This is a genomic window from Novosphingobium sp. PhB55 (assembly GCF_004368805.1).
In the GTDB taxonomy this organism is placed as follows: domain Bacteria; phylum Pseudomonadota; class Alphaproteobacteria; order Sphingomonadales; family Sphingomonadaceae; genus Novosphingobium.
In genome coordinates this window covers 210,801-223,219 of the sequence record NZ_SODQ01000005.1, presented here as the reverse complement: position 1 = coordinate 223,219, position 12,419 = coordinate 210,801, and the positions used below count along the sequence as shown (strand labels likewise).

Genomic DNA, 12,419 nt, shown 5'->3' with positions numbered 1-12,419 from the left:
TCATGTCCTTCTAGGTGATGGGATCGCAAGCCTGGCGCCAGAGCCCGGCAAGCGGCCAGTCTTCGGAAATCGGGCCGAGCACGACGCGGCCCAGTCCCGCATGGGCGTGGACGATCCGGCGCCGGTCCACGGCCACGGCGAAATGGAGCTGACATGCCCCGGGCCGCAGCATGAGCACGTCTCCCGGCACTGCAGGCCCATTGGCAGGCGCAAGTCCCATGGACCTTGCGGCGGCGGCGACGAGCGAGTCCCGCTCCCCGCCTTCCAGTGCGCGCAGCCGATACGTGGCAGGCACCTCCATCGCGCCTCCGTGGGCGAGTGCGACGACGCCGAGGCAATCGAGCCCGATGCGTCGGTCGCGGCCATGGAGCCGGAACGGCACGCCGACGAGGCCCTTTGCCGCGGCAGCGATCTCGTCCCCGGTCATGCGGCGGGCGCGGGGTAGCGGGTGAGCAGGTCGTTGCCGGGCAGGAAGGGCTCGCCGCGGAAGTTTGCGGCATTGCCGAACCGGGCTCCGCACGTGCCGAGGGTATGATCGCAGCCTTCGCGCAGGAACGCCCGTGTGCCGGGGGGTGGTTGCCGGTCGAGCGGATCGCCGAGCGTCAGGCGGTCACCCGTCCACCCGGCGATCTTCATCGTCATGCCGGCATAAGGACCCTCCAGCCAGCGCAGGCTGCCGCCTGCGAACAGGGCGGGATCGACGGTGGTGCCGAGCAGAAGCGAGGTGTCCTCCGCGTCCACGGCCGCGATGCTGACCTCGCGGGTGAAGCGCTGGGGATCGAGATTGCAGCCCGGTCCGCAGAAGGATGCGCGGCACGAGGGGCTGGTGCGCGGCACGGGATCCCGCGCAAGCTCTTCCTTGCGCGATGCCAGTTCGGCCGAGAACGTGCCGTCCTCCTGCGACACGGCGCCGATCGTGCCGGTGTAGAGCGTGGTGCGCTCCCTCGTTTCCCAATCGACCATGCCGATGCGGACGAAGGCACCATCGAAGCGGCCCCCGGCCAGGTCCTCGGCCGAGATCGCCTCGTGAGTGAGCGTGCCGCGCACTTCGGCGCTATCTGCCTCGAACCCGGCGGACTTGCGGATCGACGAGGGCACCATGCCGGGCGCGGCCCGGTGGAGCAGCCCGTCGAACCAGAGGTCGGCGTCATGTGTGGTGAAGCCCAGCGTCACGCCGTCTCGGCGGTCGATGCGCCAGAAGGCGGCGGCGGTTTCGAGGTCGCCTGAAAACCAGATGCGGCTCATGACGCCTCCCGGATCTCGACGACAGGCACGCTGGGTGCTTCACCGGCGGCGAAAGCAGAGCCGGTGATTTCGAGCCGATCCTCGGCGAAGCGCACCGGGACGTCGAACAGATATCCCGCGCGGACGACGGCGCCTGCAGGTGGGGCATCGTCGAACAGCACGATACCCATCGGCTCCAGCGACCAGTTCCCCTCCTGCTCCGTGCCGCCGACCGAGACGCGCAGGGTGCCAGGCTGCGGCCGGGTGATGCGGCGGACCTGGCCAAGATCCTCCTGTCCTTCCACGTCTCCGTAGCGCTTGACCAGCGGGAAGCCGGCGCGGGCGCCGTCGCCGGTGCCCAGGTACTGGTCGTGCGGCGTCGGCGCGGCGACCATGTCGTTCGAGCTGAAGTCGCTGGGATCGCGCAGGCGGAAACCGCGTGCGGGGCCGCGGCGGGCGCGGAAGAAGGCGATCAGCGTGCCCAACTCGGCCTCGGATCGGACGCCCGGCCCCACGTCGAAGCGCAGGCGGGCGTTCGACCACAGACTGTTGCGCCGCTCGAAGCCGGAGGCGGTCACGGAAATCGCGGTGGAGAATTCGGGAATGACGGCAGCATCCCGGCCAAGCGCGAGGGGGTAGGGCACGTCGTCGAAGGCCTGCATGGGTTCGGCTCCTGAAGGCTGGAACGGTGGGGGGAGGCGGACAAAGCCGTCGCGGGCGACTTGCGGCAGAGCCCAGACGACCACCTCGTGCGGGGACCGGGCCAGGGCCTCGTCGATGCCCGCGTCGATCCGCCGCCAATGGTCGCTCTGCGCGGCGGTCAGCACGAAGCCGGCGAGATAGTCCTGGTCCTCGGGCGGGTAGCCGAGGCGCTCGTTCACCGTGGCATAGGCGCGGCGGCGCAAGACGTCGGCACCGGCGGTGAGCCAGTCGTAGTCCTCCACCTGCAGCCGGTCGAAGGCGGGCGCGGCCCAGCCCACCGGCAGGTTGGCGCGCCGCATCTCGGGCATCGCGGCGTCGAGCACGGTGGGCGTGAAGACCAGCGCCAGCGCTTCGGCCGCTGCGGGCGCCGCGGCGGCGCGCACGGCGGAGACCAGATCGGCGGTGGACCTGGCCAGCACCGCGCCGGCCGTGTCGAGCAGGGCCTGCTGGGCAGCGTCCAGCGGCGCGCGCATGTCGGGAATGACGGCGGGCGTGCCGCCAAAGGTGGCGAGAGCCTCGGCATCGTAGAGACAGATGCGGCCGTCCGCGAAGCACCACCACCAGGGCTCGCCCACCTGGAAGCGCACCGGCGCACCGGCCTCGATCATGATCCGCGCAAAGGCGGCGCCGACCGATTGCAGCCAGGCCATCGCTGCGCGGTTCGCCGGCGAGAGCAGGGTGGAGGGCGGTTCCCATCCGGTGCGCGCGGGATTGCCCAGATGATCGCGCTGCTTCCATGCGGGAGGGCAATGCTGGTCGAGCAGCTCGTAGGACAGCGAGGCCACCGGGCTGAAGCCCAGGTCCATGCATTCCCGGAAGAAAGCGCGGTGCCAGTTGCGCGTCGGCGCATTGAGCGGGTCTGCGGTCGCGCCGGCCAAATAGCCGCCATCCGCCGGGGCGAGCCGGAAGTAATGGCTCATGCCGACATAGTGGATCACCGAGCCCCGGTAGCCGAGCTGGCGCACGTTTCGCAGCAGGCGCGCGGGCGTCTGCACGCCCTGATCGTCGAAGCCCGTCGCCATGGCGAGGCCGTTGGGCGGCAGGATCACGTCGCCGATTTCCAGCATGGCCCGCGCGCCATCGGTGCGGATCTCGCTCAGTTCGATCCAGCCTTCGGCTTCGGCCGGCAGGGGTTCGGCGCTGCCGTCATAGCCGGGCGGGCAAAACGAGATGAACATGCGGTCGATCGCATGGGGCCATACCCGGTCGGCAGAAGGCAGCGAGAAACCGGCATCGAGTTCGGAGAAACGCAAGTCGATGCGGGCGTCCTCGCCGGTTCCTTCCGCATAGTTCCAAAGGCGGACGTACCAGACGCGCGCCGCGCCCGCGGCGTCCTTGCCCTCGACGGTCAGGGTGGGGCCGATGCCGGAATCGAGCGGGATCACGCCCGATGAGCGCCAGCGAAAGCTCAGCGCGGTATGGGCGTAGTCGCGGTCGGTACGGTAGGCGAGAAGCGGGTGGTCGAGGCTGTCGACACTGTCCCAGATCAGCCCCCCGAGATCGCCCTTGCGCAGGAAAGCTGCGTCGAGGCGCAGCGAATCGGGGCCTGTCGATATGAGGGAGGCCATCATCGGTCGCGGAAAGTTGACGGTCCAGAAACGCGGGTCGAAGCGCTTGATCCAGTCGCTCGCCTGTCCGTTGCGCTTGTTTGCAAGCCAGAATGCCATGTCGGTTGCTCCGGTGGTGTCAGCGGGCGGCGATCGCGCGGCGGACGGCGCTGGCGACCTGGCGCGAGGAGCGCTGAAGCGATTGGGGTGCGCTGGATTCGCGCGGGGCGTTGAGGTGGATGGCGACTTTCACGTCGCGCGCGGGGGTGCCCGGGGATGCCTCGATCCGTCCCGCCGAGGTGGGGACGAACATTTCCGGCCCCCGCTCGCCGACGACATAGCCCCGCCCGGGCGAGACATTGCCCCCGGTGGCGCGGCCCGGCAGGCCCAGCACGCTGGAGAACAGGCCGGAGAGGTCGAGCATTCCCGCCACGCCCCCGAATGCGCCCGTGGAGCGGCCCGTTCCCGCACCGAGCAGGCCCTGCACCGACTGCGCGGCGATCTCTCCCAGCGTGCCGAGGGCGGCGCGCTTGAGGTCGTCGAACCCCAGGCTGCCGCGGCGGATGGCGCTGGTCAGGCCTTTTTCCAGCGCCTGTCCGGCCTGGGTGAAGCCAGAGACGAGATCGTTGTCGATGCTGCCGCGCATCCGGGCGATGTCGCGGGAAAAGCCATCGGTACTGGCCCGGACTTCCACCAGAAGGCTGTCGATTTCATCGCTCATCATCGTGCTCCATCAGCTTTTCGAGCAGGGACCGGTCGCAGGGGGATGCCGTGGGGGCAGTGAGCAGGCCGAGCGCGGCGGCCAGTTCGGCGGGGGTGGCGGCCCAGAATTCTCCGGGCCTCCATCCGAGCTGGCGCGCGGCAAGGCCGCAGAGCGCCAGTGCCGCTGCGGCGAAACGATCCTCGCTCACCCGCCGCCCTTGAGGATCTGGCCAAGCAGGCTGCGCAAGGGCGCCGAGGAAGCGGCAAGCCCCTGCGCCACGACGGCTTCGCCCACCGCCGCGCGCGGCACCGCGCGCAGCGGGTCGAGGCAATGCCAGAACAGCGCCGTGATCTCCGCAAGGCGCAGCTGTCCGGCCCCGGCCCTCTCCACCAGCGCGAAGAGCGGACCGAGTTCCTCCTCGGCAGCGATCAGCGCGGTGAAGCTGGGGCGCAGGAGATGGGCTGTTCCGCCGATCTCCAGCAGCGCCTCGCCTCGCAGCGAATTGGCGGGACGGGGCTCATGTCCACCCGTCATGCCGCGGCCACCGGACCGGAGCTTTCGAGCTGGAGCGTGTAGTTGCGCTCGCCGTTGAAGTCCCCGGCGTAGTCGAGGCGCTGGACGAGGAAACGGCCGCGCAGCCGTTCTCCGTCTTCGAAGCTCAGTTCGTAGTCGTCCAGGGTGCCGGCCATGGCATTGGCGCGGATCTTCGCCTCGGCCGCACTGCCGAGGAAGATGCCGGCCGCGCTCACCGAAACCGCGCGAACGCCCGCGCCGGACAGCAGGTCCCGCCAGCCGCCGCTGTCCTTGCTGGTGACGACGACGGCATCGCCCGTCACTGACATCTGCGTCGTGCGCATGCCGGCCACGGTCTGGTAGGCGGCAGGAACGTTGCCGTCGGAGATCTTGAGAAGGAAGGCGCTGCCTTTCTGGGCGGGCATGGATGGCTCCTTTGTCTTGCAGGGCTGGTTTCAGGGATCAGGCGGCGAGCAGCCGGAAGCGATATTCAAGCAGGATCGCGCGGTGGCTCTCGCCGCGCTGCTCGGCGCGGGCGCGCAGGAACTGGACGGCGACGACCTGGAAGGTCGGCTGGTCGCGGGGAAGGTGTTCGATCCGCGCCTCGATCGCAGTGATGAGGAAGGCCGCGGCGTCGGGCGTTTCGCCCCGGCAGTGAAGTTCGAGGGCGACGCGCACCTCGCGGCCCGGCGCGGTCTTGCAGCTCCAGTCCGTGCTGGCGCTGGAGGCGATGGCGAGCCACGGCAGGCTGGTGCGCGAGGGGGCTTCCTCGACGATGGCGTTGAGCTGGGCGGCAAGCACCGGATCGGCGCCGAGCCAGTCCATGAGAACGGCGCGCAGGGCGATTTCCATTCCTTATTCTTTCGCGAAGAGCGGCCAGACCAGGTCGGCCCGGCGCCAGCGGCTTTCGTCACGCCGGGCCGCAAGGTGGCGGGCCTGGGCGTGGGCGGCGGCGAGCGCGGCGGCGCGGGCGGCCAGGCGGCGCGCGAGATCGTCGAAAGCGGTGTCCGCATCGGCGGCGATGGTCCCGCTCATCGCAGGCGCATCCGCCGCCACGGGCGCCAGAGCGCCGCTACCGAGGCGGGGGGAAGAGCCGCGGCGCCCTCGCTCTCGCGTTCGCGGTGCTGGTGCGCGGCAAGGCGGATCATCCCGTGGCGCAGCCCGTCCGGCAGGTGGTCCCAGTCTTCGGCCAGCCCCGCCGTGAAGCGCACCGCGATGCGAACGATGGAGCGCGTGGGATCCGGCGGCAGGGACAGCCTCACCCGGTCGCCGCCATCGGCGCCGAGGTCGATCTCGGCAGTGCCTGCCGGAAGCGGGAAACGGTCGCTGGCGCTGCCGCTGCTGCCCGTGCCGATAGGGTCAGGGCCGAGTCCGTCGATGGCGGTAATCGCCTGTACCGGGCGGGTGGACAGCGCGTGCCAGCCTGCTTCTGCCGGCAGCACTTCCTCGCACTGCGCGGCCAGCGGCATGCGGCCGGTGAACGCCTCGCAGGTTTCGAGCGCACTGGCGAGCAGGGCCGAAAGCGGTCCGTCGTCGCGCGTGGTGGTCACGCCGAGCCACTGCTTGAGCTCGGCAAGCGCCGAGGGCGGCAGCACGGCCGGCGTGAGAATGACCCGGTTCATGGGTGTCTCCGATGAGAAGGGAGGGGGCGGGTAGCCCGCGCCGCCCGAAGGTGGCGCGGGCTGCTGCTCAGGATCCGCGCGGGGGAAGCAGAAGGCGTCCTCCCCCGCGCGGGCCGGGGGGCGTCAGGCCGAGATCTTGAGCAGCTTGATCGCGTCGGAATCGAGCACCTGGCCGCCGATGCGCTTGGTCGCGTAGAAGTGGACGAAAGGCTTGTTGGTGAACGGATCGCGCAGGATCGAGGTGGCGCTGCGTTCCGCGATCAGATAGCCGGCGCGGAAGTTGCCGAAGGCGATCGGGAAGGCGCCTGCCGCCACGTCGGGCATGTCCTCGGCCTCGATGACGGGGTATCCCAGCAGGCGGTTCGGCTGGCCTTCCATCAGGCCGGGCTGCCAGAGGAAGGAGCCGTCCGACGCCTTGAGCTTGCGCACCACGGCCAGGGTCTTCGCATTCATCACCCAGCTTGCGCCCTGGCGGTGGCCGCCCTTCAGCGCATGGACCAGGTCGATCAGCTTGAGTTCGGGCGCGGTGTCGAAGCCGGTGGCATTGCCCGTGGCAAGGAACTGCAACGTGCCGAAGGGGCGCGCCGCGTCGCTCGTGGCGGCATTCGGCGCGGTGAGGAAGCCCATTGGCTGGTTGATGCCGGTGCCGCTGACGAATGCACGCCCTTCCGCGCGCGCGAATTCAGAGGCGATTTCGTCCGCCAGCCAGGACTGGATATCGAAGGCGGCATCGTCGAGCATGGCCTGGCTGGCGGCCGGGTTGGCATAGAGTTCGCCGGCGGGCGGCGCGATTTCGGCAAAGCTGGGCGTTGCGGTTTCGGTGCGGGCGCCGGTTTCGCTCACCCAGCCCGAGGCGGTGCCGCCGGTGGTGATGAGCTTGCGGTAGCCCGCCGTGCCGGTCTGCACCACTTGCGCGATCGAGCGGATCGGGCTGATGTCCCGCAGCCTGGCGGAAATCAGCGCGTCCACTTCGCGCGGCACGGCATAGCCGCCATCCGAGGCGGCGATGCCGGAGAGCGATTTCACCTCCGTCTCGCGGCCCAGGCGCAAGTAGCCATCGACGAAGCCCTTCACTTCGAGGCTGGCGGAACTGGCGGCGCCGCCTTCGATCACCGGGCGCGAGGCGGCGCGCCTGACGCGGTCGAGACGGGCCTTCACGTCCTCGACATCGCCGCGCAGGGTTTCGACGGCGGCTTCGGTGGCGTCCTGACGGGCGACGAGGTCGAACGAAGCGTCGAGCGCTTCGACCGGGGCAATGGATTCCATCGGGCACTTACCTTTCGGTTGGAGCCGCCGGATTGGCGGCGGGAAATCAATCGGGGGGAAGGGATCAGGCGATCAGGTGGACCCGGGCGCCGTGCTGCATCGGGTGAGTGACGAGGCTCACCTCGAACAAGTCGAGGTCGAGCAGATCGCGGCCCTCTGCGCCGGCGCGGCTGGAGCGGGCGCGATAGCCGAAGGAGAGCCCGGTCACGGTCCCGCGCCGCAGCGCGAGTCCGGCCGCGCCGTCCGGGTTGTCGACCGCGGCGATCACGCGCAGGCCGCGTGCGTCTTCGGTGGCCGTCTGCACCCAGCCGATCCGCAGGTCCGGCCGGTGCTGCCAGAACAGCGGCAGGGGATCGCGCCGCTCGGCCAGGGTCCGGGCGAAGGCGCCGGGCCGGATCGCGTCGCGTCCGGCATCGCGGTGGCCGAACAGGGCGGCGTAGCCGGCGAAGCGCAGCGCGCGTGCATGCGGGGCCTGCGGCGTCATCGCAGCAGCTCCCCGGTACCGAAGCGAACCGCAAGGCCGAGCAGGAGCAGGGCGAGCACGCCGCGCACCAGCCAGCCGATTGCCGCGGCCTGGGCGCTGGCCTTGGCGTCGCGCCAGGCCTGGAGCAGTTCGCGCAGTTCCGAGAGATCGCCGGGCGCGGTCGCATCGTCGAGGCCGATCCGTGACAGCATCCGCCGCGCGCCCACTTCGCTGGCTTCCTCGACGATGGCGCGCAGGGTCACGAGTTCGCTGCCTTCGGTGGTCGCCTGGGCGAGCAGGCCGGCAAGCATGTCCTTTTGGTTCATGATTTGTTCTCCACGTCTTCCAGGGTCGACGCCGGTTTGGGCGCGAGTCCCAGCAGGGATCGTTTCTCGTCATCCGCCAGGAAGTCCGCCGCGCTGACTTGCGCCCAGAGGCGTTCGCGGTCTTCGGACAAAGCCGGTACGCGGTCGAGGTCGATGGCCAGGGCGGCCTCCGGGAACCAGGGCGAAACCCCCTCGCAGAGACCGGCGAGAATCTTGCTCGCCAGCGGCAGCAGGGTGAGGCGCCAGAGCGCGCGGTTCGCCTCCCGGTAATTGGCGTAAGTGGCATCGCCGGGCAGGCCCAGCAGCATCGGCGGCACACCGAAGGCCAGCGCCACGTCGCGGGCGGCGGCGGCCTTGAGGGTGGCGAAGTCCATGTCCGCGGGCGTCATGGCCATCGCCTGCCATTTCAGGCCGCCCTCCAGCAACATCGGCCGCCCGGCATTGCCCGATCCGGCATAGGCCTGGGTCAGCTCGGTCTTGAGCCGGTCGAACTGGTCACCCGTGAGCGTATTGCCCTCGCCCGCCTCGTAGACGAGCGCCCCGGACGGACGGGCCGCATTTTCCAGAAGCTGGCGATTCCACTGCGAGGCGGCGTTGTGCGTGGCGATCGCCTCGTCGGCGGCGGCCAGGCACCCCGCGCCGTAATGGTCGTCCGCCGGGTGGAAATGGCGGATGTGGATGACGTTGGGCGCGGCGTCCTCGTCAAGCAGCGGGATCGTCAGGCGCCGCCCGGCCACGTCGTAGGCGAAAGCGGCGGGCCAGCCGTCCTCGCCCGCGACGATGGAGACGCGCTCGGGCCGCAAGGCAAAGAGTTCCACCGGACGGCCGCGCGCGTCCTTGAGCACTTGCACATAGGCATTGCCGTGGAGCAGGAGGTGGCAGGCGAGCGTCTCCAGCAGCGACTGTCCCGCGCTCGTTTCGGTCACGAGAGAGACAAGCCGCGGATCGGCAGGGCGCAGCGGCGCGCCGCCGATGCCTTCCGCAACCAGACGCACCGCGCGCTGGGCCACGGGATTCTCAAGATAGGCGCGGCGCACGGCCGAGCCATATTCGAAGGGAGCACGCCCGCCGCCGCTCTCGGCGAAAAACCATGGCGAGGCCGGTCCGCGCGCCAGCGGCACGCGGGCACTCTCACCCTTGAAGGCGGCGACGAGCGTTTCGAGGAAGGACACTGCAGGGTTTCCTTTCAATGGGTTTTCACGAGCGGATCGCTCCGCAGGCCGCTGAGGCCCGAAATGGCGCAAAGAGGGTTCTGCCTGGCGTCCAGGGTGTCCGCGCAAGGGCGCGCAGATCCCCGGTCCGGTGCGGGAAACTCAGGCCAGCCGCACGCGAGGCTCGCCGTTCCGGCCGAGCATCAGTTCGCTCAGGGCCCAGACCAGGGCGTCGGCACGATCCGGTGAGCGTCCCGGGCCCTGGTAGGCACCTCCGGCGATGAGGCCGCACATTTCGTCTTCCAGCGCGGGAAACAGCCCGGCATGGCGGACCCGCCCGGCCTCGTAGAGCGCGGCGACCGGCTCGGCGCGGGCGACTTTGCCGCGGCTGGCGTGGACCAGCCGCAAGGGCAGAGAGAGCTGGGCCGCGCGCAGTACCGAGGCGACCATGGCGCCGCCCTGGTTGGCCTCCGCGATCACCCGGTCGGCATGCCAGGCCTCGGCGGTGCCGGCGACGGCGCGGGCCCAGCGTTCGGGACCCGCCTTCTCCACCGAGGCATCGGCCATGACATGCGCCGTGCCGTCCTGCCCCATGCCCACGACCACGATCCCGCAGGCATCGCCCCCGGCCGAGGCCGGCGGATCGACGCCGACGACCACGCGGTCGCATGCGGGCGCGGCGTCCTCCCGGCAGCCTTCCAGCAGGGCACGGCTCCAGAGCGCGCCTTCGACATCGACGATCAGTTCGCCGTCGATCTCCTGCCGTCCCAGCAGGCTTTGCGAAAACGTCCGGCGCATGGCCCTGAGGAAACGGGCGGGCAGGTTGGCGGCATTGTCGAAGGTGCTGCCGCGCGTCACGGCGACTTCGCCGTCTTGGCTTTCGGCCAGCAATCGCGTGACCAAGGGTACGCTTCGGGGCGTCGTCGTGGCCACGACGCGGGGGTCATGGCCCAACCGGAGACCCATGAGCAGGTTGTCCCAGCTCGCGACGGCCCTGCCCGAGGCATTGTCCCATTTGGCCACTTCGTCGCACCAGGCGTGGCTGTGCTGGGGGCCGCGCAGGGCTTCCGGCTCGGCCGCGGAATAGAGCGTGGCCTGCGCGCCGTTCGGCCATGTCAGACGGCGCAGCGAGGGTTCGAAAAGGGGCCGTCTCCAGGGCGCGCCTATCGACAGCAATCCGCTTTCACCTTCGACCATGACCGAGCGCGCCTCGCCGAGATGCGCGGCGACGAGCGCGATGCGGGCATCGGGATGATGCTCGGCAACCTCGTTCACCCATTCGGCGCCGCAGCGCGTCTTGCCGAAGCCGCGCCCGGCCATGACCAGCCATACGCGCCAGTCCCCGGCGGGGGCGATCTGCGAGGGCCGGGCCCAGAGACGCCAGTCCCAGCGCCATTCGCGCTGTCCGGAGGCGCCAAGACCGGTCATGAAGGATTCCAGTTCGCCGTCTTCGGCTTCGGCCAGCCAGTGCAGGGGATCGGCTTCAGCCATGATCGGCCTCCTTGCCGGTTTCGAGCGCGCGGCGCGCCGTGATCTGCTGGCGCAGCTGCGCCAGCTTGGCGTGGATCGAGGCGCGCACGGCGGCCAGATCCTCGTTCTCCCGCGCCGCCCGCTCGCGCGCCACGGTTTCGCGGTGGAGGCCGAGGAGGCGAAGGGCGGTGGCGTTGTCGAACTTGACCTCGCCGTCCCGGGGATCGCCGAAGCGCAGCCGATAGAGCACTTCCATCTCGAGGTTCTCGTAGCCTTCGAGCAGGGCGACGTGCCAGTCCCGGGCGAATTCAGGGTCTGTCCGGCGCAATCTATAGGCCTTGCCCGGCGGCACTCCGGCGGCGGTGCTGGCGGCACTGACGTTCGAGGTCTCGGCCAGCGCGGCGAGGAAATCCGCACGCCACCGCCGGTTGTTGATGGGGCGCTCGTCCCCGGGCTCATGCGCCGTGGAGACAGGGCTGATCGTCTTGCCACGCCGGCACCGTGCAGCGCCGGACGTAGCCCGTTTCGGCTCGACCATAGGGGATCATCCCAGAGTTGATGTGGTGCGGATCTAAATGAGAGCCGGACGAATCGGCTGCTTCCCTTGTTCCTGTTTTGTACCAATCCAGCGTCGTAATGTCAAGCAGATATAACCAAATGGGTTATAGCTTGCCGCCTCCGCGCCGGCCTACTAAGCACGGCACGCGTGCCGCCTTCTTGCGGTGCCCGATCTCATGACAGCCGGAGAACTCGATGCTGCGCCGCCTCTACGACTGGACCATGGCCAAGGCAGCGCACCGCCATGCCGAATGGTGGCTGGCCCTGTTCGCCTTCATGGAAGCCAGCTTCTTCCCCGTGCCGCCGCATCCGCTGCTGGGGTTGATGTGCCTGGCCGAACCGAAGAAGGCGATCCGCTTCGCGATGATCGCCACGCTGGCATCGGTCGTGGGCGGCCTGCTGGGCTATGCCATCGGCCACTTCGCCTATGCCGCTTTCGGTGAGGCGCTGCTTCACGCGCTGGGGCTGGCGGACAGCTTCCCCAAGGCGGCCTGCTATTTGCGGGAATACGGCGCCGAGATCATCGTGGTGAAGGGCGCGACGCCGATCCCGTTCAAGCTGCTGACGATCACGGCCGGCTTTATCGGCATGAACCTGGGCGTGTTCATCGCCGCCTCGGTCGTCTCGCGCTCGATCAGCTTCATGATCGTGGGCGTGCTGTTCCGCTTGTTCGGCGCACCGATCAAGGCCGTGATCGACAAGCATCTCGGCAAAGTCACGGCGGCCTTCGCCATCGCCGTGGTCGCCGGCTTCCTGGCGGTCGCCTTCCTGGGCGGCGGCACCAAGGAAGCCAACCAGAAGTGCGACTTCGCCGCCGCTGCCAGGGCCTGACCCGGCAGCCGCGCGCGGGGGAAATGACGGCGCCGTCCGCGAC

Annotated in this window: 17 protein-coding genes; 1 reads left to right on the top strand and 16 read right to left on the bottom strand. The window is 69.8% G+C overall.

The genetic code is table 11. The annotated features are described in order from the left end of the window. Positions 1–10: 10 nt before the first annotated feature. The 16 genes from EDF57_RS13760 to EDF57_RS13685 form a co-directional block, all read right to left on the bottom strand. The gene (locus tag EDF57_RS13760; protein WP_134094714.1) at positions 11–427 is read right to left on the bottom strand and encodes a hypothetical protein; all 417 of its coding nucleotides are present in this window, start codon (positions 425–427) and stop codon (positions 11–13) included. Beyond that, positions 424–1,245 carry a DUF2163 domain-containing protein gene (locus EDF57_RS13755; RefSeq protein WP_134094713.1) on the bottom strand — a complete coding sequence of 274 codons (822 nt, stop codon included), beginning with the start codon at positions 1,243–1,245 and terminating at the stop codon, positions 424–426. Before EDF57_RS13755 ends, EDF57_RS13760 begins: the two co-directional genes overlap by 4 nt. Then, a complete protein-coding gene (locus tag EDF57_RS13750) occupies positions 1,242–3,593 on the bottom strand; it encodes a DUF2460 domain-containing protein (RefSeq protein WP_134094712.1) in 2,352 nt (783 codons plus the stop codon). The genes EDF57_RS13755 and EDF57_RS13750 overlap by 4 nt, the downstream gene beginning before the upstream one ends. A gap of 19 nt (positions 3,594–3,612) precedes the next feature. Continuing rightward, a complete protein-coding gene (locus tag EDF57_RS13745; RefSeq protein ID WP_134094711.1) occupies positions 3,613–4,194 on the bottom strand; it encodes a tail tape measure protein in 582 nt (193 codons plus the stop codon). Continuing rightward, positions 4,184–4,384, bottom strand: coding sequence for a phage tail assembly chaperone (locus EDF57_RS13740; protein ID WP_134094710.1), 201 nt, complete (start codon positions 4,382–4,384; stop codon positions 4,184–4,186). Before EDF57_RS13740 ends, EDF57_RS13745 begins: the two co-directional genes overlap by 11 nt. Further along, the gene (locus tag EDF57_RS13735) at positions 4,381–4,710 is read right to left on the bottom strand and encodes a gene transfer agent family protein (RefSeq protein ID WP_134094709.1); all 330 of its coding nucleotides are present in this window, start codon (positions 4,708–4,710) and stop codon (positions 4,381–4,383) included. Before EDF57_RS13735 ends, EDF57_RS13740 begins: the two co-directional genes overlap by 4 nt. After that, positions 4,707–5,114 carry a phage major tail protein, TP901-1 family gene (locus EDF57_RS13730; RefSeq protein ID WP_134094708.1) on the bottom strand — a complete coding sequence of 136 codons (408 nt, stop codon included), beginning with the start codon at positions 5,112–5,114 and terminating at the stop codon, positions 4,707–4,709. Before EDF57_RS13730 ends, EDF57_RS13735 begins: the two co-directional genes overlap by 4 nt. Before the next feature lie 37 nt (positions 5,115–5,151). Continuing rightward, a complete protein-coding gene (locus EDF57_RS13725) occupies positions 5,152–5,541 on the bottom strand; it encodes a DUF3168 domain-containing protein (RefSeq protein WP_134094707.1) in 390 nt (129 codons plus the stop codon). Positions 5,542–5,544: 3 nt separating this feature from the next. After that, a complete protein-coding gene (locus EDF57_RS13720) occupies positions 5,545–5,724 on the bottom strand; it encodes a hypothetical protein (protein ID WP_134094706.1) in 180 nt (59 codons plus the stop codon). Then, a complete protein-coding gene (locus EDF57_RS13715) occupies positions 5,721–6,311 on the bottom strand; it encodes a hypothetical protein (RefSeq protein WP_134094705.1) in 591 nt (196 codons plus the stop codon). The genes EDF57_RS13720 and EDF57_RS13715 overlap by 4 nt, the downstream gene beginning before the upstream one ends. A gap of 123 nt (positions 6,312–6,434) precedes the next feature. Continuing rightward, positions 6,435–7,577, bottom strand: a complete 1,143-nt coding sequence (locus tag EDF57_RS13710; RefSeq protein ID WP_134094704.1) for a phage major capsid protein — start codon at positions 7,575–7,577, stop codon at positions 6,435–6,437. A gap of 64 nt (positions 7,578–7,641) precedes the next feature. Further along, the gene (locus EDF57_RS13705; RefSeq protein ID WP_134094703.1) at positions 7,642–8,061 is read right to left on the bottom strand and encodes an HK97 family phage prohead protease; all 420 of its coding nucleotides are present in this window, start codon (positions 8,059–8,061) and stop codon (positions 7,642–7,644) included. Continuing rightward, entirely contained in the window at positions 8,058–8,366 is a 309-nt protein-coding gene (locus EDF57_RS13700; protein ID WP_134094702.1) for a DUF6127 family protein, read from the bottom strand. Before EDF57_RS13700 ends, EDF57_RS13705 begins: the two co-directional genes overlap by 4 nt. Beyond that, the gene (locus EDF57_RS13695; RefSeq protein ID WP_134094701.1) at positions 8,363–9,538 is read right to left on the bottom strand and encodes a phage portal protein; all 1,176 of its coding nucleotides are present in this window, start codon (positions 9,536–9,538) and stop codon (positions 8,363–8,365) included. Before EDF57_RS13695 ends, EDF57_RS13700 begins: the two co-directional genes overlap by 4 nt. Before the next feature lie 141 nt (positions 9,539–9,679). Further along, on the bottom strand, positions 9,680–10,945 hold the full coding sequence (locus EDF57_RS13690; protein ID WP_243841084.1) for a terminase family protein: 1,266 nt from the start codon (positions 10,943–10,945) through the stop codon (positions 9,680–9,682). Positions 10,946–11,000: 55 nt separating this feature from the next. Next, a complete protein-coding gene (locus EDF57_RS13685) occupies positions 11,001–11,525 on the bottom strand; it encodes a hypothetical protein (protein WP_134094699.1) in 525 nt (174 codons plus the stop codon). A 215-nt stretch (positions 11,526–11,740) separates the two neighbouring features. Between EDF57_RS13685 and EDF57_RS13680 the strand changes: the two genes are divergently transcribed. Then, complete coding sequence (locus EDF57_RS13680) at positions 11,741–12,376, top strand: YqaA family protein (RefSeq protein ID WP_132264654.1); 636 nt, start codon at positions 11,741–11,743, stop codon at positions 12,374–12,376. Positions 12,377–12,419: the final 43 nt, after the last annotated feature.